The following is a 24,488-nucleotide window of genomic DNA, read 5'->3' as shown; positions in this document are numbered from 1 at the left end:
GATCGTAACCGATTCGTAACCGAGCGTGTCCCAACGAAAGCCAACATAACTGAACATAACGCATCCACATCGACACCTTCGTGAACACGCTGGAGAAGCTGCGCGACGAGAGCCACGGGCGGTGCCATACGATCAGCGAATGGTCGGACTGGCTGATGGAGTCGGGATTTGCGGTACGTAACAGCCGTGTACGGAAGAAACCGTTCGACTTCCCGGTTTGGGTGCGGCGCACGAATCGCTCGGAGGAGCAGGTCGAGCAGGTTGAGCGTCATATTACTAGCGCCACGGAGGAGCTTCGGTTGTACATCGGCGCGGTGCAGGAGGATGAACGCGTGCGCTCCATTCACATTAATGTATGGATGGTGCTTGCGGAGAAGGAGACGGAGTAGAACGTAGAGTGGTCAGTCGCGTAGGAGCGGCTGGCCTTTTTTACGCGGTGATGGCTGGAGCTAGTGAAAAAGGCCGGTGCACTCGCTGTGAGCGGTGCGCCAGAGGTGAGGGGCCGTGTGCGAGGACGGCGGCGTCGCGAGCCCATAGCGCACGAACCGTGCGCTAAGAGCGTCAGCGCGCCCGCGCGGCGCCCGCCGCCGCAAGACTTAGCGCACGAAGCGTGCGCTAAGAGCAGCAGCGCGCCTGCGCGGAGCCTGCCGCCGCGAGGCATAGCGCACGAAGCGTGCGCTAAGGGCGGCATCGTGCCCGCAAGGCGCCCGCCGCCGCGAGGCATAGCGCACGAAGCGTGCGCTAAGAGCGGCAGCGCGCCTGCGCGGAGCCTGCCGCCGCGAGGCATAGCGCACGAAGCGTGCGCTAAGAGCGGCAGCGCGCCTGTGCGGAGCCCGCCGCCGCAAGGCTTAGCGCACGAAACGTGCGCTAAGAGCGGCAGCGCGCCTGCGCGGAGCCTGCCGCCGCGAGGCATAGCGCACGAAGCGTGCGCTAAGAGCGGCAGCGCGCCTGTGCGGAGCCCGCCGCCGCAAGGCTTAGCGCACGAAACGTGCGCTAAGGGCGGCATCGCGCCCGCAAGGCGCTCGCCGCCGCAAGACTTAGCGCACGAAGCGTGCGCTAAGAGCAGCAGCGCGCCTGTGCGGAGCCCGCCGCCGCGAGGCATAGCGCACGAAGCGTGCGCTATGGGCGGCAGCGTGCCTACGCGGAGCCCGCCGCCGCGGGGCTTAGCGCACAAAGCGTGCGCTATGAGCGTCAGTGCGCCCGCCGCCGCTGACTCGCTTGAAAATACGAGTCGCTCCAAGTATGATGAACATCAGACGCATTGTCGAAAATTCACCGAGTACGAGGCGGCTCCAAGAGGTCGCTTCGTCCGGCGTCATAGACGTTCGAATTACAGTAGCACAAGGAGAGAGTAGCATGAAGGGGAAGGCGAAATATACGGCGGCAACGTCGTTGATTGTGATGTTCGCAGGCTTCGTCCTGACTATACCGTGGGCGGCGGAGGTGCCTTGGGTGCGCTTCCTGCAGAGCGGCTTCGAGGCGGGGCTCGTCGGCGGTCTGGCCGACTGGTTCGCGGTGACGGCGCTGTTCCGTCATCCGCTTGGCATACCGATCCCGCATACGGCATTATTGCCGAAAAACCGCGACCGCGTGACGAAGGCGCTCATCTCTACGATTGAAAATGAGCTGCTCAGCAAGGAGAGTCTCATGAGCAAGCTCGGCTCGCTCAGTATCGCATCGCGCCTACTCGATCTGATCGAGTCGAATCTGCGCACACCGCAAGCGAAATCCGCGCTCGTTCGAGTGCTTGAGACTGCGCTGGACCACATTCCTTGGGACGAGGCGGCACGCCTAGCCGACCGGGAGCTGAAGCGTCAGGCAGCCAAGGTGGACGTGCCTGCGGTCGTGCAGCAGGGCGTGCGCTACGCGGTAGACCGCCAGTACGATGAGAAGGCGCTGAACGGGCTGCTCGACATCGCTTACGAGCTCGTAAGCCGCGTTGACACGCGCGATCGACTTGGCGCGATGGCGATGCACGCCGTATCACAGCTGAACGTAGGCGGCTTCATGTCGTTCGCGATGAACGCACTCGCCGGCTTCTTAAGCGAAGAGAAGCTTGGCAGCATCATTCAGGAGCAGCTGCTCCGGGAGCTATCCAGACTCAAGAGCGAGCAGGACACGAACCGTCGCTGGGTCGTGCAGGAGCTGCGCAAGTACGTACTGGCGTTCGGTACGACGCAAGAGCAGCGTCAGGCGCTGGAAGACTGGAAGCACGATCTGCTGGATCGGCTTGATGTGACGGAGAAGGCTTCACAGGTGCTCAGCGATATACGTAGCCGCCTGCTTGGCTTCATTCGTGAGGAGCGCTTCGCCGATGACTACATGCTTCCGTTTCTGAGTCAGGCGCTCGGCAAGCTGAAGGCCGATCAGCAGGCGATGGATAGTCTGGAGAGCTTCATTCGCAACGGGCTTACCAATTGGGTGGGGGAAAACCATCATCTGATCGGTCGCTTGATCGAGGAGAACGTGAACAAGTTCGACGATCAGACGCTCATCTCGTTGATGGAGGATCGGATCGGTCAAGATCTGCAGTGGATTCGCGTGAACGGGGCGATCTGCGGCTTCTTGATCGGCCTGCTATTTGCCGCGTTTCATATGTTCGTATAGTGGATCGGCACAGGCCGCCGCGCTGTTACGCGCGGCGGTGCCATTTGTACTTCCGCTCGGGACGGCCGACCGTGCCGTATATAATATCGACCTCGACCTCCTGGATCGAGACCATGTACTCCAAGTAGCGTCTTACCGTCGAATGGCTCATGCCGGCTTGGCCGGCCAGCTCGTCGGCGCTGACTGCGGCTTGGATTTGTTTTATTTTTTCACGGACGAGCCTGAGTGTTAGCTTATCGCTGCATCGATGCCCTTCGGCCTCGGAGCATCGAAGGCATCGATAATTCGTTCGCGTGTCAGCGCAGCTTTTTCTGCTATAATAGGTTGAAAAGATGAAGTAGAGGACGTGCTGTACCATTGAACAACTTCGAATCGAACGAGCAGTGCGAGGACGTCTGCAGCGGAACGAGCTCAATCGACGAGCTGAAGAGGAGTCTGATCTCCGAGCCGACGGCAGCGGGCCTTGCCGAAATATTCAAGGCGCTGGGAGACCCGACGCGGGTCAAGCTCATACATACGCTGCTACAGCAGGAGCTGTGCGTGCATGACTTGACGCTGGTGCTGGAGATGGGGCAATCTGCCGTATCGCATCAGCTTCGTTACTTGCGTAATTTAAGAATCGTCAAGAGGCGAAAGGTAGGCAAGACGGTGTACTATTCGCTCGACGATGAGCATATTGAACAACTATTTACACAAATGCTGCAGCATATCAAGCATGAGTAGTCCATACAGCTCCATGTCTTCCCTTGCGGCCCTACAAAGACCTACACAGATAGACCGGCAGCATTGCCGGTCTTGTTTGGCCGTAAGCATCAGTGGTTAGCAGCTTATTTCTTCTGGCGGCGCAGACGCTCCTCGCGCTCCCACTTGCGCAGATGCGGGTACGGATCGAAGGACCAGTCCATCGAGCCGTTATCACGGTACATGCCGTAGTGCAGATGCGGCGGGAACTTGCCCGACGTACCGGGCTTGCCGTAGCCGGAGCTGCCGACCCAGCCGACGACTTGGCCGGGGGTGACGATGCTGCCCTGCTGCACATCCTTCTTGTTAAAGCCGGACAGGTGGGCGTAATAATGGTAGACGTTGTTCAAGTCACGAATCCCGATGCGCCAGCCTCCATACATGTTCCAGCCCATCACCTCGACGATGCCGTAGGTCGCGCTGCGGACAGGGACGCCGTGCCGGGCGAAGATGTCCGTCCCCTCGTGTATGCGGGCACCGCCCCAGCCGCGGCTCGCTCCCCATGTGCTGCGGTACGAATAGTCGGCGCCTAGCGGCATGACGAAGCGATGCTCATGCAGCTCGAGCGTATCGAACGTTTGGTACATGCGCGCGAATTGGCTGATGCGCTCGACGCTTCGTGAGCTTCGGTAATGCTCCCACAGCCCGGTTCGAAGATCCTCCTCCGCGGAGCCGCGCTTGAGCAGAAGAGCAGCCATCGCGTAGAGCCGGTCCAGATCGCTGCTTCGGCTTGCCTGACCGTCGCCGTCACCGTCTTGGCCGAGGCCGCCGAAGAAGGCGATGCTCGTTCTGTTCGTATCTGCTTGGTCTGGATTCAGCTTACCGGCCCAATCCCCTTCGCTGAAATCGATAGCGATTAATCGATTCGGGTCCGATGTCTTGCGCTTCTTCGTTAGCTGAATCGTACGCTCGTACTGGTCGATGGCAGCGAGCACAGTCCAAGGGATGCTGGTCAGCGTGCCGACTTGCTCGAACATGCTTTTGCGCTCGGCATATACATGGCTCACAACGTTCTTCGCTTCCGTCTTGGCAGGAGCTGCAGCGTAGGCGGAGCCTGCCGGGAGTCCGACGGCAGCGGAAAGTGTACCTGCGATCAGCGTCGAGCATATCCATATGGATAAGCGCCGCGATGCTGTCGCGATCTTCGTGGTGTTGCTGCATGTCCTCAAATCCGCTACCTCCCGTTCGCAATAAGGCTGCTTGATCATATAGGGATAGGTTGTTCGTTGGTCTGCCTTTTTATTCCGAAGGAAGTTTGCTATGATGCAGGAAGGAGGGAGAGCGATGGGTGTAGGTAACTTTAATCATCGATCCGAGCATGTGGATGACGGCATGCTTCTGCTGCAGGCTAATATCGACGATATGAACCCGGAGTGGACGCCCTATGTGACGGAGCTGCTGCTTGAGGCGGGGGCGAACGATGTGTTCTGGGTTCCGATCATTATGAAGAAGGGGCGGCCCGGCCTCATGCTGAACGTGCTGGTGGATGAAGCGAAGGCGCCTGACATGGAGCGTATTATGTTCACCGAGACGACGACCATTGGTCTGCGCTACATGCGGGCAAGCTGTCACCGGCTAGGACGGGAGTTCGTAACGGTGGAGACAGGCTGGGGACCGATTCAAGTGAAGGCGGGCTTCCATAATGGTCAAATGGTGCAGTTCGCGCCGGAATTCAAGCATTGCGAGCAAGTCGCGCGTGAGCATCAGGTACCACTGAAGGACGTGTATGACGAGGTGCGCCGACTGTTTCTGCAGATGACATCCAGCTCATAGATGATAGATGATGGTGATCTTACAATAAAACAGCCATGCCTCGACGCGAATCGAGAGCATGGCTGTTTTTGAGTTGCATGAGACTTGTGTAAGGCGTCATTGGAACCTGCTATTTCAGGATAGAGCTTATCTTATCGAAGCGAGAAGGCTGTGGACTAGTGGCGATGGTCGTGACTGCTAGCGCTTGAGCCTCGCTCGTCCTCGAGCTCGTCATGCAGATGAGGCTGCACCTCGTCGTGCTCCTCAAGCGATTCTACTTGAGTCTTGAGCTGACGCGCCTTCGTAGACTCATGCTTATGCTCAGATTGCTCATGCGGATGTGCATGATCGTGATCGTGATGGTGGTGCTCATCGTGATGATGGTGTTCATCATGATGATGGTGTTCATGATGATGGTGATGCTCGCCATGATCGTGATCGTTATGATGATGGTGCTCATCGTGATGGTGATGGTGGTGACCGTGCTCATGATGCGCATGCTCATGATGGACGTGATACAGGTTCAAGTAAGGGTCGGCCTTGCCCACAATGACGCGCAGCACGTTCGGCTGGTTAGGCAAGTCTCTCGTGCCTGCGCCGTAGCCGATCGCTTCCAAGATCATCGGCGGCAGTCCCTTGGCGAACTGGTCCACGAGTCCGGCAATAATGCCAGCACCGGTCGGCGTCGTCATCTCGAGCGTGTAAGGCGTCTGGGCAATCGGCAGACCGCGCATCATCTCCAGCGTTGCCGGAGCGGGCACCGGATAGATGCCGTGATCGCAGTGGACGGTGCCGGAGCCTAGAGGGACGGCGGTCGAGATCACTTTCTCTATACCGAGATAATCGACGGCGAGCGCGACGCCGACGGCATCGGCGATCGAGTCGATCGCGCCTACCTCGTGGAAGTGAACGCGTTCAATCGGCACATCGTGAATTTTGGCCTCGGCGACGGCGATCTTCTCGAAGATGCTCAACGCGAGCTTGACGACCTGCTGCGAGTAGCCTGCCTGCTCAATCATCTTAACGATCTCCGAGTAGTGACGGTGATGACGTGGCGGCGAATCCGGGTCTGTCACCACGTCCACCTTCAGCGAGGAGATGCCGCGCTTATTGACGCGCTTCCACTGCAAGCTGAATGGCTCGGCTTGCAGCTTGCGCAGCTCCTCCTCGATATAATCGCGGTCAGCGCCCGCGTCAACAAGTGCAGCGAGCGTCATATCTCCACTGATGCCGGAGAAGCAGTCCAGATATAAGATCTTCATGACTCATCCCTCTTCGTTCTTGATTTGAGCACCAGGGCGGCGTTATAGCCCGCGCCGAAGCCGTTGTCGATATTGACGACCGAGATGCCAGGAGCGCACGCATTCAGCATAGCCAGCAGAGCGGCAACACCCTGGAAGCTCGCGCCGTAGCCGATGCTGGTCGGTACTGCGTATACCGGCACGGAGACGAGACCGCCGAGCACGCTGGCGAGCGCGCCTTCCATGCCTGCGCATACGACGACACAGTCGGCCTGCTGGATCAGCGGCAGCCTGCGGAACAGCCGATGGATGCCGGCCACGCCGACATCGTAGATGCGCTCGACGCGCGCGCCGAAGTGCTCCGCTGTCACGGCCGCCTCCTCGGCGACTGGCACGTCCGACGTGCCTGCGCAGACGACGGCGATGAACGGCGCCGCTGGATCAGCTGGCGTTGACGGGAGGCCGCTACGGCTCCACAGAAGCGCGCGCGCGTCTTCGCGGTAGATCGCGCCCGGCCAGCGCTCCATGACGACTACGGCCTTCTCGGGACTGACACGCGTCGCGAGGACGCTGTCGTTATGCAGAGCGAGCCGCTCCATGATGGCGGCGATCTGCTCGGCCGTCTTCCCTTCGCCGAATATGACCTCAGGGAAGCCGGTACGCGCGCTGCGGTTCACGTCCAGCTGGGCGTACCCGAGCGTGTCGTCGATCCCGGAGACGTTCAGAGCTGCTTGTTGAGGCACGATGGCAGCCGATGGCTGCCCTGTATTCATCACCGTCTCTGCGATGACGGCCTTCTCCGCTAGGTCCGGCTGCTGCTGCGCCGCTTCGGCTGCCTCTTCTAGTAGACGCTTCGCTTCACTAACGTCCACATCGCCGGATTGGACGAGCTTCAGGATGTGCTCCATATTCATCATTCGAACAATTCCCTCCATATTTAACGATTGGACCATTGCGCCGCTTGCACGGCACCTTCAATCGACGAATGCTCAGTGTGGAATGGTACGTTGCAATGTACAAGATAGTTTAGCATATTTTGCTGTCAAGTGAAATTGAGCGGTGTGTCATGCGTGTGTATTGTGCTATAATAGCACAATACAGCAATTGGTGCGGATACTCGCAGGAAAGCAGGGATACAGATGAAGTCTTCTACGATAACGCGTAAGCCAGAGTGGCTTAAGATCAAGCTGGCTGACGGCGATTCTTATAAAGAACTGAAAAATATGATGCGCGGCAAGTCGCTCCATACGGTATGCGAGGAAGCGAAATGTCCGAACATTCACGAATGCTGGACAAACCGTACAGCTACTTTTATGATACTGGGCGACATTTGCACTCGGGCCTGCCGCTTCTGTGCAGTGAAGTCAGGCTTGCCGACGGAGCTTGATCTGCAGGAGCCTGAGCGCGTAGCCGAGGCTGCCGAGCAGATGGGTCTGCGTCACGTCGTTGTCACGTCGGTGGCAAGGGACGATCTTGCGGACGGTGGGGCGTCGATCTTCGCGGCGACGATTACGGCGATTAAGCAGCGGCTGCCGCTCTCCGGCGTCGAGGTGCTGATCCCGGATTTCCAAGGGGATGAGGAGTCGCTGCGGATCGTGCTGGAGGCGAAGCCGCACATCTTGAATCATAACCTGGAGACGGTTGAGCGCTTGTCGGACAAGGTTAGGGCGAAGGCCAAGTACCGCCGCTCGTTAGAGCTGCTGGAGCGCTCCAAGCGTATTGCGCCGAGCATTCCGACGAAGTCGAGCATTATGCTCGGCGTCGGGGAAACGTGGGACGAAATTTTGACGACGATGGACGATCTGCGTGCGATCGACTGCAGCATCATGACGATCGGTCAATATTTGCAGCCGACACCTCAGCATTTGCCAGTATCCGCTTATTATACACCTGAGCAATTCGCGGAGCTGAAGGAAGAGGGACTGAAGCGTGGCTTCAGCCACGTCGAATCCGGTCCGCTTGTGCGAAGCTCCTACCATGCGGAGACGCAGGTACAATCAGCGCAGCAGTCGTAATGAAGGAGGCGCTTAACGTGATTCATTTAGCGAACAAATCGTACGAGGTGTTGGCCGACCATCGGAACGGCTGGAAGCCGGACGCCTTCCGTGAGCGTTACAGTGAGGTGCTCGATCGATACGACTATATCGTCGGAGATTGGGGCTACAACCAGCTGCGTCTGAGAGGCTTCTTCAAGGACAACCATCCGAAGGCGAGTAAGGATTCGATTATCTCGACCATTCAGGATTACTTGAACGAATATTGCAATTTCGGCTGTGCCTACTTCATACTCGAGAAGGTGGCAACCCGTGAGCTTCCGCCGGCGGAAGGCGTAGACGAGGGGAAGCTGGCCGAAGAGGAGTATGAGAAGTCAGGCGGTGTGCGCGAGTACCGGGCACAGGAGCGTAAGGATTACTTGGCTGCCCGTGAAGCAGCACTTCTATCTGCGGCAGAGGCAAGAGGACAGGAATCGTCGCGCGGCTCGCAGAGCGGGGGTGGACGTCCGCAAGGCCGTGGACAGCAGGAGTCGTCGACGGGGCGGCAGCACCAGCCATATCAAGGCGGCAAGCAGCAGGGCGGCGGCTATTACAATAAGTCCAAGGACGGCAAGCAAGGCTCATCCAGGCAAGGCGGCGGCTACCAGCAGCAAGGCTCAGGGAGAAATGATCGCCAGGAACGCGGCGAGCAGCGCCAAGGCCAAGGGCGTCCAGACCGCAATGAGCGTCAAGAGCGGGGCGAAGGTCAGGAGCGGCATGACCGCGGTGACCGTCAGGGCCGTAACGATCGGGGTGAGCGTCAAGGGCGTCAAGATCGCGGCGGCGAGCGTCAGGGCCGCCACGACCGCGGCGAAGGTCAGGACCGCCAGCCGCACGATCGCGGCGGCGAGCGTCAGGGCCGCCACGACCGCGGTGAAGGTCAGGACCGCCAGCCGCACGATCGCGGCGGCGAGCGTCAGGGCCGCCACGACCGCGGCGAAGGTCAGGACCGCCAGCCGCACGATCGCTGCGGCGAGCGTCAGGGCCGCCACGACCGCGGCGAAGGTCAAGACCGCCAGCAGCATCCTCGCGGCGAGCGTCAAGGCCGCCACGACCGCGGCGAAGGTCAGGACCGCCAGCCGCACGAGCGGGGCGAACGGCACGACCGCGGACCGCGCGGCGAGCAAGGCGGCCGTCCGCACAGCGGTCAGTCCCGTCCGCCGAAGAGTGGCGGTCAAGGCCAGCAGCAAGGGCGCGGCAACTCGAAGCCGAGAGGCTCGGAATCTTCTCGTGTCGAGGCGTAGCCGACTCATCATCCATAATAAAGACCCTTTCCTCCAATTGGCTCTGTCGTCTAACAGAGTATGGTGAGAGGAAAGGGTCTTTGTCGTCGTTCGCCGCTACAGTCTTTCGTAGCCGATGAAGGCTTCGCGTACGCGGCTCCAGAACGGGAACGGCCGGAAGCGGGCGAACTTTACTTTTTTCCCGGCGGCGGTCATGCTTCGAATCGAGACGATGTCGCTGCGCTGCAGGCAAATATGGTCAAGGGTGAGCACAATGTTCTGTCCCGCCCGAGGATAGATGTCGCAATGATGGTGCTTCGGAAGTAGGATGGGCGAGCCGAGCGTCCGATATACGCGGTTGTTAATGGAAGCAATCTCTGCGATCTGGATCGCATCGAGAGAAGGGTGAACGATAGCGCCTCCGAGACTCTTGTTGTACGCTGTGCTGCCTGACGGAGTCGAGATGCAGATGCCGTCGCCGCGGAACGTCTCCAGCAGCTCGTCATTGATATGCAGCTCTGCCACGAGTGTGGCGTCCGCACCCTTCAGCGTGAATTCATTCAGCGCCAGCTGCGTCTCAATGCCATGCGGCGTCATAATCTGAATCTCGACCAACGGATACTTGACGATCCGCAAGTCGTTCTGTCGGGCGCTCTCGCCCATCAGCTCTGCCAGCAGCTCCACCTCATCCGGCTTCCAATCCGCAAAAAAGCCCAGTCGCCCCGTATGTATCCCAACGAATGCGATATGATCGAGCTGCTCCTTGTACCTATGGAAGGCATGCAGCATCGTGCCGTCTCCGCCGATCGACAATACGATGTCCGGATTGTTCTCCTCCAGCGTCAGACCTTGCCGTTGGATTAAATCGTGAAACGTATTCATCAGCTGAATCGATACTTCGTCTCCGCGGTTCACCACATTATAGTTCAACGGGTTGTCCTCCTCAAGCTCATTCGCATACATTATTATTCATCATAATCAATCTGGGAGCATAAAACAATGCCGCCCCCCGAAGGGGACGGCAGCTCGTCGATCGTTATTTAGAAACGCTTGATCAAAGGCAGCTCGAATCGATGTGCGAAGCTATCGCTGATCGGATGGACACGCACGGAGAAGTGGGCGCCATGACGGAGATGAGCCGGAATCTGCGCGCGATAGAGGAACGTTCCTTCGCTGAGCTGTCTGGCTGGCTCCATCGGAACGGTCACCTGTTCCCAGCCCTCCGGTCTTTCCTCGTAATAGATCAAGTCGACAGCCGCATCGCGGTGCCAGACCGGGCCGAACGAGATCGTTGCGGTCACTTCCTTCATCATATCCATCGGACGAGCGTTCGGCTTGCCATTGGACAGTCCGTCGTTCACCTCCAGCACACGCACCTGATGCCAGTTGCTGCGGATGAACTGCTTGAAGTCGGCGACCCGCGTTGCTTCTGCATACTGGTCGGCGACTAGCCGCTGAATGCGGGACAGCGTCGGAATATACGTGCCGTTCGTGTAATCCATGACCATGCGGTCCGTATTGTATACCGGAGCGAGCGTCTCGATGGACCGCTTCATCTTTTCCACCCAGCGGCTCGGAATGCCGTTGTGCCGATCATAATAGAGAGGGACAATCTCGTGCTCCAGCACATGGTAGATCGATTCCGTATTTTCCTGATCCTGCGCGGAGTCGTCTCCGTCCGGATTGGCAAGAATGCTCCAGCCGTTCGTGCCGTCGTACCCTTCCTCCCACCAGCCGTCGAGCACGCTGAAGTTGATGACGCCGTTCATCGCCGCCTTCTGACCGCTCGTTCCGCTCGCCTCGTACGGTCTGCGCGGATTGTTCATCCACACATCTACGCCTTGCACCAAGGCACGGGCGATATCCATGTCGTAGTTTTCGAGCATGACAATTTTACCGCGGAATCGGTCCATCTGGGACACATGATGAATGTGTCGAATCATATCCTGTCCCGGCATGTCGGCCGGATGCGCCTTGCCTGCGAAGATGAACTGAACAGGACGCTCCGGGTTGTTGACGATTCGGTCCAGACGGTCCAGATTGTTGAACAGCAGCGTCGCACGCTTATACGTCGCGAACCGGCGGGCGAAGCCGATCGTCAGCGCATCCTTCGATAAATAATGCTTCACCTCGTCGATGCGATCAGCAGACATTCCGTTGCGTCGGCGCTGCTCACGCAGGTTCGCGCGCGCTTCACGGATCAGCTTCTCCTTCAGCGCCTCATGCGTGCCCCACAGCGAAGCATCCGGAATGGTAGTCACGGAGTGCCATAGATCGCGGTTCGTCTGCTGCTCGAGCCAGTAGCCAGGCATGAAGCGGCTGAACAGCTCCTTCAGCTCGGCCGCGAGCCACGTGCTCATATGGACACCGTTCGTAATGTGCTCAATCGGTACCTCCTTCACATCGATATGTCCATGCAGCTCTCGGAACATATCTCGCGAGACGTGACCGTGCAGCTTGCTCACACCGTTGCGCAGTGCCGCCGTATGGAGCGCCAGATGCGTCATATTGAACAGCTGCTTCTTCTCATCATAGCCAAGACTCGTCATCGCATCCTTATGAGCCCCGTACGTGTTGAAAAATTGGCTGAAGTAGTACTCATACATCGGCATCGGAAAAGCGTCATGTCCGGCAGGCACCGGCGTATGCGTCGTGAATACGGTGCTGGCCCGTACGATCTCCAGTGCGACGTGGAACGGCACCCCTTGATCGAGCTGCTCGCGCAGTCGCTCGAACGAGAGGAAGGCCGCGTGTCCTTCGTTAATATGGAAGGCTCCGGTCGGTATGCCGAGTGCTCGCAGTGCGCGAAGTCCGCCCATGCCCAGCAATATTTCCTGCGCAATTCTTACGTCTTGCGTACCGCCGTACAGCTGCTCGGTCAGCTGTCGATCCCAAGGGCTGTTGTCCTGGAGGTCTGCATCCAGCAAGTAGACCGGGTTACGGCCGACCTGAACGAGCCATACCTTCAGGCGCACCGTACGATCGGCAACCGGAACCGTAATGTACAGCTCCTCGAAGGACGGCTGGCCATGATCACCCGTAGTGTCGGACGGCACGAGCACCGGAGTGATGGGCAGCTTATTGAAGTCGTAGGCGACGTTCTCGGTAATCTGATTGCCGTGAGTGTCGATTTTTTGCTTAAAATAGCCCTTACGGTACATGAGACCGACTCCGACGAGCGGTATGCCTAGATCGCTGGCGGACTTGCAATGATCACCGGCAAGGATGCCAAGGCCGCCCGAGTAGATCGGCAGCGATTCGTGAAAGCCGAATTCGGCGGAGAAGTAAGCGATCGCTTGATGACCATGCTGCGGGTAGTTACGCTTGAACCACGTTTCACCCTGCATGTAGCTGTCATATTGCTGCACGACTTGTTGGTAGCGGCGAAGGAAGCCGCCGTCCTCTGCGAGGCGGGTAAGCGTCTCCTGCTTCGTCTCCATTAATAATCGGACCGGATTGTGCTGCACCTGATGCCACAGCGGCTCGTCAATGCTCGCGAACAGCGACTTGGCGCTGTCGTTCCAGCTGAACCATAGGTTGATGGCGATATCGGATAATCGGGAGATTGCGTTCGGCAGCGGGATCGACTTGACAGGGAATGTCGTGTGCATAGGTCACCTCTACTCATGAATTTTCATCTTCCATCCATTACAAAATGACTGTCTTCGTTCGAGCGTCAAGGGCTCACCCTGTTGTATACCCAGCTAGTATCCTATGTTCGGAGGCGGTTCATACATGCGCGTATGAACAAGATGCAGCTGGAAATCGCCAGCATGACGGCAAGGCAGACGCTGAAGGTCCAGCCGATGCTGGGCCAGGTGAAGCGCAGCCACGTCTCTGCCGATTCTGTCATATCGATGCGGGCTAGCGTGGCGAGCGGCTCCAGTCTGGCCGCCGTGTGGGCCAGCGGCTCCCACAGTACAAGCACGAGCACCGCAGCAAGCAGCCCGTGAATGATTCTCGCTGCGAGGAATGGGCCGTAGCGGAGCGGGGTGCTGTGCAGCACGCTAACAATTTGCGCATGCACCGATAAGCCTGCCCACGACAGCACCCATGCGGCGATTGCTGCTTTATACACAAGCGGAAGTCCTGCTGCACTGCCTGCAGCCTTCGCGCCGAGTGTCACCTCGAAGAAGCCGTTGACGACAGCCTCAGACAGCCCAGGCGGTATTCCGACTGTCTGCAGCATCGTCTGTACAGCTGCATAGAAGATGGCCATGACGCCTGATGATGACATGATCTCCATGACGACCGAGAAGAAGACGACGAGTCCGCCAATAACGAATACGAGCTGGAGCGCCGAGGAGAGCGCCTGTGTCAGCATGACGCCGAGCGTGCGTCCGTCCTTGAGCCGCGCTTCATGCATCGCTTCGAATGCCCGCTGCCAGATCGGCTTCTGATCGATGGCAGTAGCCCTCGTGCTGAGGGCCTTCTGCTGGTATTGCGTGCTAGCTGCATGCTTGCCGCCATGGAATCGCATCAAGAGACCGAGCAATATGGCCGACCCGTAATGTGCCGTGGCGAGCACTACCGCCAGCTGCACATCATGGAAGAAGCCGACCGACACCGCACCGATCAGGAAGATCGGGTCGGAGCTCGTGGTGAAGGCGACTAGACGCTCCCCCTCCTCGCGAGTCACTAGGCGCTGATCCCACAGCTGAGAGGTGAGGCGGGCCCCGATCGGATAGCCGGAGGCGAAGCCCATCGCCATGACGAAGCCGCCGATGCCGGGCACGCGGAACAGCGGGCGCATCATTGGGTCGAGCAATGTTCCGAAGAAGTGAACGATACCGATGCCGAGCATCATTTCCGATATGACGAAGAACGGAAACAGCGCAGGAAACAGCACATCCCACCAGATGGCAATGCCTTTGACCGCGGCTTCAAGCGAGGGCTGAGGGAACACCAGCATCAAGCCGGCGAGCAAAGCGGCAGTCAGCGCAGCCAGCGGCAGGGCGGGATTCATGCGCATCGGCTCACATCCTTTCCCAAAAAGCTTGTCATTCTTGTATATGTGGTCCATCCCGAAGACATGCTTTGGAAATCGCGGGAATGAGTCTAAAAATTTTGGTAGGGCTTACAAAACCACTGGATGTTTCATTTTTTTATGCTACAATAGAACTAACCCACTATTCATGTGATGCTCGAATCAACAGCAATAGTGCGGAGCCGAAGGCAATACCGCAAGAGCCTACAGCGTCTTGCTTCGTTGCTTCACAGGCGTTCAATATGAGAACAGGGGTGATCCTTATGATGGGTGTTATTGCTGGTATTCTCGTATGTGCGTTCGTATATGTCATAAGGGAAACGTTGATGACCTCTGGTGAGGAAGACGTCTAGTTGACTCCACTATTATTTTTCATTGCAGACGAGCAGCATAGACATGCTTGCCCGGCTCATTTTATTCGTAAGATGCTGGCGAACGTCGTCCAGCATCTTTTTTCGTTATATTTTGTCGAAATAGCTCACATACATCTTGATAAATGAACATGGATGGGCCGATAATAGACAGCAGGGAGAGGAGGTCGTTCAATGGAAGAGAAGGAGCCGATTACCTTTTATCAAGCGCTGGGGGAGGAAGCAGGTATTCGCCGTCTAGTTGAGGCGTTCTACCCAAGGGTGCAGGCTCATCCGCTGCTAGGGCCGCTTTTTCCACAAGATATACGCCCCGTCATCGATAAGCAGTACATGTTTCTGAGTCAATTTTTCGGTGGACCGGCGTTATATTCGGAGCAATATGGACATCCGATGATGCGGGCGCGCCACTTGGCATTCCCGGTGACAGAAGCACGCGCTGAGGCGTGGCTCGCTTGCATGCAGGAAGCGATGGAGGAGGTCGGGATGCCTGGGGCGGTTCGGCTGGCGGCGCTGGACCGGCTTCGAGGGCCGGCTTATCATTTTATTAATAGTTAGACTATTATACGGCTAGCGCGGCAATTTCAGGTTAGATCATTCACGGTACGCTCGGTGTTACTGGAAAAGGATGTGTACAGCTATGGTGGAACCGCTGTTTCAGGCGAAGGTAGAGTGTCCACAGTGTGAATATGAGTTCGTATCATCGCGGGTGCGACCAAGCTTCAAGAAGACGATCAAGTCGGACACGGACTTCTGCATGCATTATAAAGATATTAATCCGAATTACTACGTCGTTCGTCTATGTCCGGCCTGCGGCTTCGCCAGCACGGAGAATTCGAAGAGCAGGCTGACCGAAGCGAACAAGCAGACGTATCGCCGGAAGCTCGGCGACCGCTTCGTGTACACGAAGGATTACGGCGTCGAACGGACATGGGACGATGCGCTGCATGTATTCAAGCTTGCGCTCGTGTGCGCTCAGACGGTCGATGACGATCCGCGCGTGCTGGCCGGGCTGCTGCATCACATCGCTTGGCTGTACCGGTATAAGGGCGATACGGTGCAGGAGAAGCGGTTTTTGCAATATGCGCTGGATGAATATTTGCGTTCGTTCGAGCGGGAGGCTTCAGAGACGAGCAATGCGCGGCTGATGTATATGATGGGAGAGCTTCACCGTCGGCTGGAGCAGTACAAGGAAGCCGTCAAGTGGTTCACGCGCGTCATTAACGATAAGCGAATTATGGATGCGGGTATGATTCGGGCATGCCGGGAGCAATGGCAGCATCTGCGTGAGGAGATGGCGGAGAAGAAGCTGGAGCTCGTGACCGAGGAAGAGACGCCGGGACAGACGTAGTGGCGTAGGGAACAGAACGAAGACACGACACACTGCCCGTCGTCCTGTGTCACCCCGCTAGCCTATAGGTGCATAGGCCGATCGGGCGTAGCGCAGCCATGATCGAATGTAACGCATGAAGCGGCTTGATCGCTGCTTCATGCGTTATTTGTGCTGTTCAGCCCATCGGAGCAGCTTACGACTTGTGACTTCTTCTCAGCGGCTTGTTGGCTAGCAAATAATCGCGGTCTGCATCGACGAGTGTCACCCTATTGTGGCAGCAAGGGAAGACGAGCAGCTTCTTCACGCCCTCGCCAAGCGCTTCGAGCTCCTTCGGCTTCAGCGGCAGCAGCACGTGCGACTTGTCGCAGAACGGACAGCTGGAAGCGAATATGTCGCTGCCGACGCGGTCATACGTCATCGTATTCTCGAATGGAATCATTGACTTACTCCTTGCTCGGTGCCGCGGTGTCTGCCTTGTCGGCTTCAGTGGCTGCTTCGGTCTTGGCGAGCTCTGCCAGCTTCTGGAGTAAGATGTGCTGCGGCATGTGAAGCAGATGCTCCAGTGGTACGTTGAGCTGCTTGGCCAGCTTCTGGGCTGTTTCCGGCGATATTTGTAATGGTCTCACCTGTAATCCCTCCGATTCGGTTGCGATTATGCTCTTCATTAAAGCATATGGATAGGAAGGAGAGCAACCGTAAAGTTGGGGAATGGTGCCCAATTATGGTTTAATGAGACTACGAATGTACATAGCTGACGAAGAAAGGTATGGTGAAGCGAAGATGAAGCACCCTTTGCCTCAAACGTGGAATGTGGATCGTTTCTTTGAAGGGGGGAGCGGCTCCGCGTCGTTCGCCCAGTATTTGCGGGAGCTGGAAGGAAAATTAGCCATGCTGGAGGGGCAGCTTGCGAGTCTGCAGCCGCCTACGACTGCCGCGGAGTCCGTAAGCCTGCTGCCGATCATCGAGCTGCTCCAGCAATGCGCGCTCGCCTTGAGAGAGGCCGATTCGTTCACCGCTTGTCTTGCTGCGGAGAATCAGAGCGACAAGGCGGCGATTGTATTATCGGGCAAGGTGAAATCGATTGGAGCCGCCTACGCGACCGTGCTGACGACCTTCGATGATAGATTGACGAAGCTGAGCGATGAAGCGTGGCAGGCGCTGCTGGCACTGCCGGAGCTTGCTGACGTTACGTACCCGCTGGAGGAGCGGAGACTGCTCGCAGCGGATAAGCTGCCTCCGGAGCAGGAGGCGCTGATCAATGAGCTGGCCGTAGACGGGTATCACGGCTGGGGAGAGCTGTACAATACGACGGTCAGCAAGTTCCGAGTGGCGATCGAGGAGAATGGGGAGACGGTACAGCTATCGGCTGGTCAGGCGGCGAACCGGATGCACAGCTCCGACCGGACGGTGAGGCAGCGTATTTTTCACCAGTGGGAGAAGGAGTGGTCGGAGCATGCCGATTATTGTGCAGATGCGCTGAATCATCTGGGCGGCTTCCGGCTGAAGCTGTACGAGCGTCGGGGCTGGGACGACATATTGAAGGAGCCGCTGTCGATCAACCGGATGTCTAGAGAGACGCTGGATACGATGTGGCGCGTCATCGAGGGCGGGAAGGACGTCTTCCTTCGGTATATGGAGCGGAAGGCGCGTCTGTTGGGTCTGGAGCAGCTGAGCTGGTACGACGTGGAGGCGCCGGTAGGGGAAGGCGTCCAGACGTTCACCTATGACGAAGGGGCGAAGCTCATCGTCGAGCAATTCCGGCGGTTCAGTCCGCGGATGGCTCAATTCGCCGAGGAGGCATTCGAGAACGGCTGGATTGAAGCCGAGGATCGGGCGGGCAAGCGTCCGGGCGGCTTCTGCACGTCGTTCCCGGTTGCCGAGGAGACACGCATCTTCATGACGTATGCGGGCACCGCCTCCAACGTAGCGACGCTCGCCCATGAGCTTGGACACGGCTACCATCAGCACGTGATGAACGACTTGCCTGCATTGGCGCAAGAGTACGCGATGAATGTGGCGGAGACGGCTTCTACGTTCGCGGAGATGATCGTCGCGGATGCAGCCGTGAAGGCAGCTGCGAGCGAGCAGGAACGATTGACGCTGCTAGAGGATAAGATTCAGCGCTCTGTCGCGTTCTATATGAACATCCACGCCCGGTTTTTGTTCGAGACGCGGTTTTACGAGGAGCGGCGGAACGGTCTTGTGTCCGTTGAGCGTCTGAACGAGCTGATGACCGAGGCGCAGCGCGAGGCGTTCTGCGGCAGTCTGGATGAGTACCATCCTCATTTTTGGGCGTCGAAGCTGCATTTCTATATTACCGAGGTACCGTTCTATAATTTCCCATACACGTTCGGATACATGTTCTCGACAGGGCTATATGCCGAGGCGCTGCGCCGCGGCGAGGCGTTCGAGGAGCAGTATGTGGCGCTATTGCGTGATACGGGGCGGATGACGGTGGAGGAGCTTGCGCTGAAGCATCTGGGCGTCGATCTTCGTCAGCCGCAGTTTTGGCAGCAGGCGCTGGACCTGTCGATTGAGGATGTGGAGCAGTTTTTGCAGCTGACGGAGTAATAGGACGGACGAGAGCTGTTATGAAGCATAGCATATAAATGAATAAGGCTGTCCGTCACTTACGTGCCTTGAGGCGCGAAGGTGCAGACAGCCTTTTTTTGTTGTTCAGCCTCAGTCTAGCGCGTTGGGCCTATACCTTGAATACGTTGATCGTATGCTGCAGCTGGGTGACCAGCTTCGTCATCTGCTCGGATTGAGCGACGATCGCCTGCACCGCCGCGATCTGCTCCTGCATGGAGGCGGATACTTGCTCGGTTCCTGCCGCAGATTGCTGCGTGATGGCCGATATATTTTCCATTGTGGCGGAGATGTGCTCTGCGCTGCCGAGCATCTGCTCGCTTTCCTTGGCGAACGTTGCGATCTGCTCTGTGATGAAGGTAACGCTGTTCACAATATCGGCGAATACGGCTTCGGTCTCGGAGATGAGCTGCGTCTGCTCCTGAACGACACGCTCGTTCTCGCTCATGGAGGCGAGTGCTTCCTTGATGCCTTGCTCGATGCTGCGGACAAGAGCGAATACTTCCTTGGTCGACGTTGTCGATTGCTCGGCAAGCTTGCGCACCTCTTGGGCGACGACGGCGAAGCCTTTACCGTGCTCACCTGCGCGAGCGGCCTCGATGGAGGCGTTCAGAGACAGCAGGTTTGTCTGCTCGGCAATTTCCGAGATGGAGTGCGTCATGTTGGAGATCCCCTTGGTCAGCTCGGCGAGCGAGTGGATCGTACTCGATACGTTGGCGGTTGCTTCTACATTTTTGCGTACACCGTCGCTCTGCGTCTCGACTGTATGTATGCCCTTGTGAATGAGCTGGAGCATCTGATCGGATCGATCGTTCATCTCACGGGACGAGGCAGTATAGCTCGATACCTTCAGCTCGATATCCTTCGTCGCGCTCGAGGCGGTGCAGATTTCTTCCGATATTTGCTGAGCGCCCGCTGCAAGCTCGTTCGCCGCAACAGCAGCCTCCTCCAGTACTGTCTTCATCCTCTCGTTGCGCGAGAAGATGTCGCGACTCGAATCAGAGACGTGACGTGTTGCCTTACCTGTTTCCTGTAGAATGTCGCGCAGCTTGTCGGTCATCCGATTGAAGGAGGTGGCAAGCTCGCCCAGAGCATCATCAGATTGCAGCTCAATTCTCGTCGTAAAATCGCCCTTGGCGATGTTCATCGCCGCTCGAGATATATCGCTAATCGGCTCTGTAAGCGCTCTCTCAAGAAATCGTACGAAAGGATAGCTAAGACCTGCGAGCAGCACGAGCACGGTAATGCCTGCAGCTGCGTTAATCGAGGATTGCAGCAGCACAATTAAGGCTGCAATACTGTACAAGGCTACGATCGTATAGCAGCCCAGCTGAAGCTTCGCCTTGAACGATAGACCGGACCAAAAGTTCATCCAAACAACTCCTTCAACTAAAAAATTAGAAACCAACCATTCCGCTAGTACGGCACCTTCGCGGCTAGACGAACGGGCGAAGCAAGGCTCTACATTCGACTATGCGAGCTTGTGGAGCTTCCCTAACAGGTCCCGATTAAGAGCAGGAACTGTTGGTTCAGTAATAGGCGGTTAGACCTTGGTCATGGTTCATGGTTTAGGTAATTATACCACCTGATGTAAGTTTTGGTCTACCTTACAGAGGGGGATATGAGGCGATAATAAGATAAATTTACTATAAATTAGTGAATTTTTTGTTGATCATTTACACATTTTGTCATATAATCGGATTGCATCTTGTTGATACATATAATAACATATCTTCAAAGTGAAAGGTGGTATCGGTTTTGATCTTGGAGCAATTGCCATTGGCAAGACAGTTGGAGCTTGCGTTTCGTGAGCTTAAGGAAGAGCTGGCGCATTTGACTTCAGGTACGGTGTTTATTCAGATTCGCAACAATGTGATTGGCAAGTTCGGTATTCGTCATTTTCCGATTGAGGGCCGCGGGACGGAGCTCAGACGGACGGAGAGCGGCTTAACCGAAAGCCATCAGCTTTCGATGACTCGCATGGCGCTTGAATCGTTGAAGCTGAAGAAGTGGTCGCATGGAGAAATTCAGTTCGAGTTCGCCATGAGGCAAAACCAGCTATGCACGAGTGTGACGTTCGAGTCTAACTACAACATGGCAAGCATAGTCGACAAGTCGAAAGCATCGAGATTTGAGTAGTGGCAAGGCAGGGCATTATTTAATATTATACCATTCGTAACAGGTCTCCGGCTTCTCCGGGGGCCTGTTCTTCGCGAGCAAACGGTTTTGCGCGGAGTTGATATCGTATATAATGATAGGATATAGCCTAGTGGTTCAAGCCGTCTGTACAGAGCAGTACGGCAGTACAGGAAAAAGCGGCCCTGCGAAGGACCGCTCACAAAGTATTCGTGAGGCTTCATTATCTTGTGAACTTGCCTGCAAGCTGCTGCTCGGCGATTTGAACCAGACGACGTGTGATGTGGCCACCAATTGCCCCAGTGTCACGAGTTGCCATGAAGCCATAGTAACCGTCCTGAGGAATTTGGATGCCCAGCTCTTGAGCAACCTCATACTTCAACTGGTCCAGAGCCTGGGAGGCCTGTGGAACGACTAAAGCGTTGCTGCTGCGGGATTGTCCTGCGCCCATCTTAATCACCTCCGTTCTGTAGGTAGTATGTACCATCGTTCAAATGATTACGCAGATTAGGGTTGGTAATTATGTCCACATCGCATAGAGGGAGAGGAGGCAGGGAAAATGTCATTAGAGCTTACTTATCGCAATTGGTCGTTCGATGCAGACCTTCAGATTGTTCATGCGGATGCCTTGCTCGTCATTGACGGGGAAGTCGTCGTTGACGAGCCGTTGTGTGTAGACGTTGGCTTGCCGGCACTGCTGCTGAGCACGCTGGAGGAGGTTGCGCCGAATCGATGGGCTGGAATCGAGGCTTGGGAGCGCGTTCCGTTCTTCTGCTGCGGCTGCGGTGACCCGGAATGCCGTGCATTCTCATTCATCGTCAAGCCAATCTCGCAGGCCAAGCTTGAGCTGGTCGAGGTCGAGGAGCGCCAAGATCAGGAGCCAAGACCGGTCGCAGTGTACGAGGTGGACAAGCAAGCGTATACCGCACAAGTAAGAGTAATTGGTGCAACGTTCCTGCAATTTGTAGAGGGACTCGATTATCGGCCGCTGTACGCCGATACGGTGAAGACCGTACAGCGACTGCTCGAGCGAATGGATGAGGCAACTCTAGGCGCTGAGGAGCCATCAGCTGACTAGGCACCGAAATTCATGTTCGGATATACATACGGAGTTGCGGCTGGCTCCGCCTTTGCGATTTTCTCAATCTTCAGCACCATAATCTCCACTTCGTTGAACGTCGTCTTCTCGATGGTGCCCGTCACTGTCACCCAGCTGTCGTCAGCCAGCGTCTTGGCACGGTCATACTCGGCAAGTATGCCGTAAGGGGCGGCATCTGCCGAGCAGCATTGAATCGAGAAGCGGCCGACGACGAACTGATTGTCCTTCATGTCCTCTTGACGATATACGAAGCCGGTCAGCTCCAGCTTTTTGCCAACGAAGCGGTCTAGATACAGATCCACGGACGTTAACGTCTCGATGTAAAACTCCTCAGGTACCCGGATGACATCCTCGCGGTACAGCTTCTTCGCGTGATCGGCATATTGCTTCGTAAACTTGTCAGACGGGAACAGCTCGTCTGCTGCGGACGTCTGCGCGTTGCCTTCAGTCGTTCCCTGCTCGGGCACAGGTGCCGCAGGTGTCGTCTGAGAGCTGCTCGTCGCTGCGCTCGACTCCTTCTTCACGGAGCTGGCGCTGCTCAGGTTCATCCCCTTCTTCGCCGCGAGGCTGCTGCTGAGCGACGTGTCGGGCAACAGGAAGCCCATCAAGAGCGGTAAAATGAACAGGCCGTATACGACCGTATTCTTAAGCAACGATCGGGATGGCGTATGATCATGACCGCAGCCGCAATCGGAAGGCGGTGTTCGCCAAGCCTTGTATGCGCGATACCCTTGATGCACCGAGACAGCGTACAGCGCCACGGCTGACCATTTCACATAATCTACCATCTTGGGCGCGATATATAGCAGTATAAGGTCGGTCTGCACCAAGTGGGCGATATAGCCGGCGAAGCCGAGCAGAATGATTGCCTTAAGCGCATGGTGGAAGCTGATGATACGCGGATTCATAGGTTAAGCTCACCTCTTCAGATCAGAATACGATACGTTCGAGCACAAGAGAACCGGCCAATGTCACAATAGTGACGAGCGTAATAATTAACAGCACGAACTTGACGCGGAACGCAGACAGCATCATCAGTGTCCCCTTCAGATCGATCATCGGTCCGAAGACGAGGAACGTCACCAGTGAACCGGTTGAGAACGTCGTGGCGAACGAGGAGGCGACGAAGGCGTCCGACGTCGAGCACAGCGACAGCACGTAAGCGAAGCCCATCATGAACAGGTGCGAGCTGAGTGGTCCTTCACCGATGGACACGAGACTTTCTCTGGACATGAACGTTTGAATAAGTGCGGTCAGCAAGGCGCCGAAGATTAAATATTTGCCCATATCGAAAAACTCGTCCGACGCGTGTCCGAACACGCTGGAAATGCGGTGTAATCGGCCCGGCTTCTCGTGCGAATGATCGTGTGAGTGGTCGTGCTCGTGTGCATGTGAATGAGCCGCCGCCGTATGGGTGTTCTCGTGCGTGTGAGCATGAGCAGCGCGCAGCGGATTGGTGCGCACGAGCCGGTATACGAGAAGTCCGACCGTCGCGGCGACGACGAAGGCGAGCGCCATGCGTGAATATGCAATTTCTGGCCGCGTGCGGAACGCCATGAAGGTCGAGGCGTATACGACTGGATTGATAATCGGACCGGCCAGAATGAACACGACGGCAGTGTAGACGGGCAGTCCCTTGCGGATGAGGCGCCGGATGACGGGGATCATGCCGCATTCGCACAGCGGGAATATGATGCCGAGCACGCAGGCGAACATTACACCGAGCACCGGATTTTTCGGAGCCCAGCGGCGTACAGTCTGCTCGGAGACGAACGTCTGCAGCAGCGCCGACACGAGCACGCCAAGGAGGACGAACGGCATCGCCTCCAGCACGATGCTGATGAACAATGTTTTGAAGTTTTGAACACTGTCGACACTTAGCCATGTTAAGTCAGGGGGCTGCTTTTGGGTGAAGATGAGGACAAGCATCACCAAGCATACCAGTGCGGTCACGTTCGTCAAGATTCGTTGAATGGTCATGGACAAGGCTCTGATCTCCTTTTATCCTTTTTCGTAATAATTATTATAACGTATGCAGGAGTGGATGAATATAGGACGAGTAATTGGAAATTCAGTTGACACCTTCGTCCGCGTTCGATACAATGACTGGAAACAACAGCGTGGACGGGAGCAAGTAGTCGTTAAGCCAAGCTACACAGAGAGCCGGTGGGTGGTGTGAACCGGTTAGCGGCTGATGTGCGAATGGGTCCCTGAGCTGACAGTTGAAAGGTGCCCGCAAGCCCGCAACGGCTTCAGCAAGCGGCTGGCGCTCAGTATGCTGTTCCGGTATGCTCCCGTTATCGAGCTGATTAAGGCTTATGGTCACATGCTTACACGTCATCGTGTGGCGCCATGAGCGAATTAGGGTGGCACCACGGT

The 24,488-nt window shown here is 56.9% G+C and carries 25 protein-coding genes and 1 other annotated feature (1 of these 26 only partly in view); of the genes, 11 read left to right on the top strand and 14 right to left on the bottom strand.

Annotation, left to right across the window (positions count from 1 at the left end):
• Window positions 1-80: 80 nt before the first annotated feature.
• The gene (locus PAE68_RS18655) at window positions 81-389 is read left to right on the top strand and encodes a GIY-YIG nuclease family protein (protein ID WP_281889475.1); all 309 of its coding nucleotides are present in this window, start codon (window positions 81-83) and stop codon (window positions 387-389) included.
• Here the strand turns inward: PAE68_RS18655 and PAE68_RS18650 are convergent.
• The gene (locus PAE68_RS18650; RefSeq protein WP_281889474.1) at window positions 344-1,240 is read right to left on the bottom strand and encodes a hypothetical protein; all 897 of its coding nucleotides are present in this window, start codon (window positions 1,238-1,240) and stop codon (window positions 344-346) included. The two genes, PAE68_RS18655 and PAE68_RS18650, sit on opposite strands and share 46 nt — an antisense overlap.
• A gap of 2 nt (window positions 1,241-1,242) precedes the next feature.
• On the opposite strand from PAE68_RS18650, the gene PAE68_RS18645 reads away from it, so the two are divergent.
• Window positions 1,243-2,607, top strand: coding sequence for a DUF445 domain-containing protein (locus PAE68_RS18645; RefSeq protein ID WP_281889472.1), 1,365 nt, complete (start codon window positions 1,243-1,245; stop codon window positions 2,605-2,607).
• Between the two features lie 25 nt (window positions 2,608-2,632).
• Here the strand turns inward: PAE68_RS18645 and PAE68_RS22850 are convergent, their stop codons facing one another.
• Complete coding sequence (locus PAE68_RS22850) at window positions 2,633-2,965, bottom strand: hypothetical protein (protein ID WP_397379061.1); 333 nt, start codon at window positions 2,963-2,965, stop codon at window positions 2,633-2,635.
• On the opposite strand from PAE68_RS22850, the gene PAE68_RS18635 reads away from it, so the two are divergent.
• The gene (locus PAE68_RS18635; RefSeq protein ID WP_281889468.1) at window positions 2,965-3,330 is read left to right on the top strand and encodes a metalloregulator ArsR/SmtB family transcription factor; all 366 of its coding nucleotides are present in this window, start codon (window positions 2,965-2,967) and stop codon (window positions 3,328-3,330) included. The genes PAE68_RS22850 and PAE68_RS18635 overlap by 1 nt on opposite strands.
• 104 nt (window positions 3,331-3,434) lie before the next feature.
• On the opposite strand, the gene PAE68_RS18630 is transcribed toward PAE68_RS18635, so the two are convergent.
• The gene (locus PAE68_RS18630; RefSeq protein ID WP_397379517.1) at window positions 3,435-4,463 is read right to left on the bottom strand and encodes a M23 family metallopeptidase; all 1,029 of its coding nucleotides are present in this window, start codon (window positions 4,461-4,463) and stop codon (window positions 3,435-3,437) included.
• 169 nt (window positions 4,464-4,632) lie between these two features.
• Here PAE68_RS18630 and larC2 point away from each other — a divergent pair, with 169 nt between their 5' ends.
• Complete coding sequence (larC2, locus tag PAE68_RS18625) at window positions 4,633-5,121, top strand: nickel pincer cofactor biosynthesis protein LarC2 (RefSeq protein WP_281889466.1); 489 nt, start codon at window positions 4,633-4,635, stop codon at window positions 5,119-5,121.
• Between the two features lie 155 nt (window positions 5,122-5,276).
• Here larC2 and larC read toward each other — a convergent pair whose 3' ends face one another.
• Window positions 5,277-6,362, bottom strand: a complete 1,086-nt coding sequence (gene larC / locus PAE68_RS18620; RefSeq protein WP_281889463.1) for a nickel pincer cofactor biosynthesis protein LarC — start codon at window positions 6,360-6,362, stop codon at window positions 5,277-5,279.
• On the bottom strand, window positions 6,359-7,258 hold the full coding sequence (gene larB, locus PAE68_RS18615; RefSeq protein WP_281889460.1) for a nickel pincer cofactor biosynthesis protein LarB: 900 nt from the start codon (window positions 7,256-7,258) through the stop codon (window positions 6,359-6,361). The genes larC and larB overlap by 4 nt, the downstream gene beginning before the upstream one ends.
• 222 nt (window positions 7,259-7,480) lie before the next feature.
• On the opposite strand from larB, the gene lipA reads away from it, so the two are divergent.
• Together lipA and PAE68_RS18605 are read left to right on the top strand one after the other, a co-directional pair.
• Complete coding sequence (lipA, locus tag PAE68_RS18610; RefSeq protein WP_281889458.1) at window positions 7,481-8,356, top strand: lipoyl synthase; 876 nt, start codon at window positions 7,481-7,483, stop codon at window positions 8,354-8,356.
• Window positions 8,357-8,373: 17 nt separating this feature from the next.
• Complete coding sequence (locus tag PAE68_RS18605; protein ID WP_281889456.1) at window positions 8,374-9,618, top strand: YutD-like domain-containing protein; 1,245 nt, start codon at window positions 8,374-8,376, stop codon at window positions 9,616-9,618.
• Between the two features lie 96 nt (window positions 9,619-9,714).
• Here the strand turns inward: PAE68_RS18605 and PAE68_RS18600 are convergent, their stop codons facing one another.
• The 3 genes from PAE68_RS18600 to ylbJ all read right to left on the bottom strand — a co-directional run bounded on the left by PAE68_RS18600 (window position 9,715) and on the right by ylbJ (window position 14,569).
• Window positions 9,715-10,527, bottom strand: a complete 813-nt coding sequence (locus PAE68_RS18600) for an NAD kinase (protein WP_281889453.1) — start codon at window positions 10,525-10,527, stop codon at window positions 9,715-9,717.
• Window positions 10,528-10,637: 110 nt separating this feature from the next.
• Window positions 10,638-13,208, bottom strand: coding sequence for an alpha-glucan family phosphorylase (gene glgP, locus PAE68_RS18595; protein ID WP_281889451.1), 2,571 nt, complete (start codon window positions 13,206-13,208; stop codon window positions 10,638-10,640).
• 101 nt (window positions 13,209-13,309) lie between these two features.
• The gene (ylbJ, locus tag PAE68_RS18590; protein ID WP_281889449.1) at window positions 13,310-14,569 is read right to left on the bottom strand and encodes a sporulation integral membrane protein YlbJ; all 1,260 of its coding nucleotides are present in this window, start codon (window positions 14,567-14,569) and stop codon (window positions 13,310-13,312) included.
• A gap of 560 nt (window positions 14,570-15,129) precedes the next feature.
• On the opposite strand from ylbJ, the gene PAE68_RS18585 reads away from it, so the two are divergent.
• Window positions 15,130-15,510 carry a globin domain-containing protein gene (locus tag PAE68_RS18585; RefSeq protein ID WP_281889448.1) on the top strand — a complete coding sequence of 127 codons (381 nt, stop codon included), beginning with the start codon at window positions 15,130-15,132 and terminating at the stop codon, window positions 15,508-15,510.
• A gap of 82 nt (window positions 15,511-15,592) precedes the next feature.
• Window positions 15,593-16,303, top strand: a complete 711-nt coding sequence (locus tag PAE68_RS18580; RefSeq protein ID WP_281889446.1) for a DUF2225 domain-containing protein — start codon at window positions 15,593-15,595, stop codon at window positions 16,301-16,303.
• A gap of 175 nt (window positions 16,304-16,478) precedes the next feature.
• Here PAE68_RS18580 and PAE68_RS18575 read toward each other — a convergent pair whose 3' ends face one another.
• Window positions 16,479-16,724 (bottom strand): hypothetical protein, encoded by a 246-nt coding sequence (locus PAE68_RS18575; protein ID WP_281889444.1) that lies wholly within the window; start codon window positions 16,722-16,724, stop codon window positions 16,479-16,481.
• 4 nt (window positions 16,725-16,728) lie between these two features.
• Entirely contained in the window at window positions 16,729-16,911 is a 183-nt protein-coding gene (locus tag PAE68_RS18570) for a YycC family protein (protein ID WP_281889442.1), read from the bottom strand.
• Between the two features lie 154 nt (window positions 16,912-17,065).
• Here PAE68_RS18570 and PAE68_RS18565 point away from each other — a divergent pair, with 154 nt between their 5' ends.
• Window positions 17,066-18,856 carry a M3 family oligoendopeptidase gene (locus PAE68_RS18565; protein ID WP_281889441.1) on the top strand — a complete coding sequence of 597 codons (1,791 nt, stop codon included), beginning with the start codon at window positions 17,066-17,068 and terminating at the stop codon, window positions 18,854-18,856.
• 130 nt (window positions 18,857-18,986) lie between these two features.
• Here PAE68_RS18565 and PAE68_RS18560 read toward each other — a convergent pair whose 3' ends face one another.
• Window positions 18,987-20,246 carry a methyl-accepting chemotaxis protein gene (locus PAE68_RS18560; RefSeq protein WP_281889439.1) on the bottom strand — a complete coding sequence of 420 codons (1,260 nt, stop codon included), beginning with the start codon at window positions 20,244-20,246 and terminating at the stop codon, window positions 18,987-18,989.
• Between the two features lie 386 nt (window positions 20,247-20,632).
• On the opposite strand from PAE68_RS18560, the gene PAE68_RS18555 reads away from it, so the two are divergent.
• Window positions 20,633-21,013 carry an O-methyltransferase gene (locus tag PAE68_RS18555; RefSeq protein WP_281889437.1) on the top strand — a complete coding sequence of 127 codons (381 nt, stop codon included), beginning with the start codon at window positions 20,633-20,635 and terminating at the stop codon, window positions 21,011-21,013.
• A gap of 220 nt (window positions 21,014-21,233) precedes the next feature.
• Here PAE68_RS18555 and PAE68_RS18550 read toward each other — a convergent pair whose 3' ends face one another.
• The gene (locus tag PAE68_RS18550) at window positions 21,234-21,461 is read right to left on the bottom strand and encodes an alpha/beta-type small acid-soluble spore protein (RefSeq protein WP_054796343.1); all 228 of its coding nucleotides are present in this window, start codon (window positions 21,459-21,461) and stop codon (window positions 21,234-21,236) included.
• 108 nt (window positions 21,462-21,569) lie between these two features.
• Between PAE68_RS18550 and PAE68_RS18545 the strand changes: the two genes are divergently transcribed.
• A complete protein-coding gene (locus PAE68_RS18545) occupies window positions 21,570-22,088 on the top strand; it encodes a hypothetical protein (protein WP_281889434.1) in 519 nt (172 codons plus the stop codon).
• On the opposite strand, the gene PAE68_RS18540 is transcribed toward PAE68_RS18545, so the two are convergent.
• On the bottom strand, window positions 22,085-23,017 hold the full coding sequence (locus PAE68_RS18540) for a TIGR03943 family putative permease subunit (protein ID WP_281889432.1): 933 nt from the start codon (window positions 23,015-23,017) through the stop codon (window positions 22,085-22,087). The genes PAE68_RS18545 and PAE68_RS18540 overlap by 4 nt on opposite strands.
• A 22-nt stretch (window positions 23,018-23,039) precedes the next feature.
• On the bottom strand, window positions 23,040-24,095 hold the full coding sequence (locus PAE68_RS18535) for a permease (protein WP_281889430.1): 1,056 nt from the start codon (window positions 24,093-24,095) through the stop codon (window positions 23,040-23,042).
• A 126-nt stretch (window positions 24,096-24,221) separates the two neighbouring features.
• Window positions 24,222-24,488 (top strand) — a binding site (T-box leader) (it continues 14 nt past the right edge of the window).

The organism is Paenibacillus sp. YYML68 (genome assembly GCF_027923405.1).
GTDB lineage: Bacteria > Bacillota > Bacilli > Paenibacillales > NBRC-103111 > Paenibacillus_G.
Note: the sequence above shows the minus strand (reverse complement) of the source record. Positions and strands in the feature narration are given on the sequence as shown.

Bases quoted from the DNA above. Each gene is read 5' to 3' on its own strand.
- lipA (WP_281889458.1), top strand. From the start codon at position 7,481: ATGAAGTCTTCTACGATAACGCGTAAGCCAGAGTGGCTTAAGATCAAG.
- glgP (WP_281889451.1), bottom strand. From the start codon at position 13,208: ATGCACACGACATTCCCTGTCAAGTCGATCCCGCTGCCGAACGCAATC.
- PAE68_RS18545 (WP_281889434.1), top strand. From the start codon at position 21,570: ATGTCATTAGAGCTTACTTATCGCAATTGGTCGTTCGATGCAGACCTT.
- PAE68_RS18575 (WP_281889444.1), bottom strand. From the start codon at position 16,724: ATGATTCCATTCGAGAATACGATGACGTATGACCGCGTCGGCAGCGAC.
- larB (WP_281889460.1), bottom strand. From the start codon at position 7,258: ATGATGAATATGGAGCACATCCTGAAGCTCGTCCAATCCGGCGATGTG.
- ylbJ (WP_281889449.1), bottom strand. From the start codon at position 14,569: ATGCGCATGAATCCCGCCCTGCCGCTGGCTGCGCTGACTGCCGCTTTG.
- PAE68_RS18585 (WP_281889448.1), top strand. From the start codon at position 15,130: ATGGAAGAGAAGGAGCCGATTACCTTTTATCAAGCGCTGGGGGAGGAA.
- PAE68_RS18560 (WP_281889439.1), bottom strand. From the start codon at position 20,246: ATGAACTTTTGGTCCGGTCTATCGTTCAAGGCGAAGCTTCAGCTGGGC.
- PAE68_RS18540 (WP_281889432.1), bottom strand. From the start codon at position 23,017: ATGAATCCGCGTATCATCAGCTTCCACCATGCGCTTAAGGCAATCATT.
- PAE68_RS18550 (WP_054796343.1), bottom strand. From the start codon at position 21,461: ATGGGCGCAGGACAATCCCGCAGCAGCAACGCTTTAGTCGTTCCACAG.
- PAE68_RS18645 (WP_281889472.1), top strand. From the start codon at position 1,243: ATGATGAACATCAGACGCATTGTCGAAAATTCACCGAGTACGAGGCGG.
- PAE68_RS18565 (WP_281889441.1), top strand. From the start codon at position 17,066: ATGAAGCACCCTTTGCCTCAAACGTGGAATGTGGATCGTTTCTTTGAA.
- larC2 (WP_281889466.1), top strand. From the start codon at position 4,633: ATGGGTGTAGGTAACTTTAATCATCGATCCGAGCATGTGGATGACGGC.
- PAE68_RS18580 (WP_281889446.1), top strand. From the start codon at position 15,593: ATGGTGGAACCGCTGTTTCAGGCGAAGGTAGAGTGTCCACAGTGTGAA.
- PAE68_RS22850 (WP_397379061.1), bottom strand. From the start codon at position 2,965: ATGGTACAGCACGTCCTCTACTTCATCTTTTCAACCTATTATAGCAGA.
- larC (WP_281889463.1), bottom strand. From the start codon at position 6,362: ATGAAGATCTTATATCTGGACTGCTTCTCCGGCATCAGTGGAGATATG.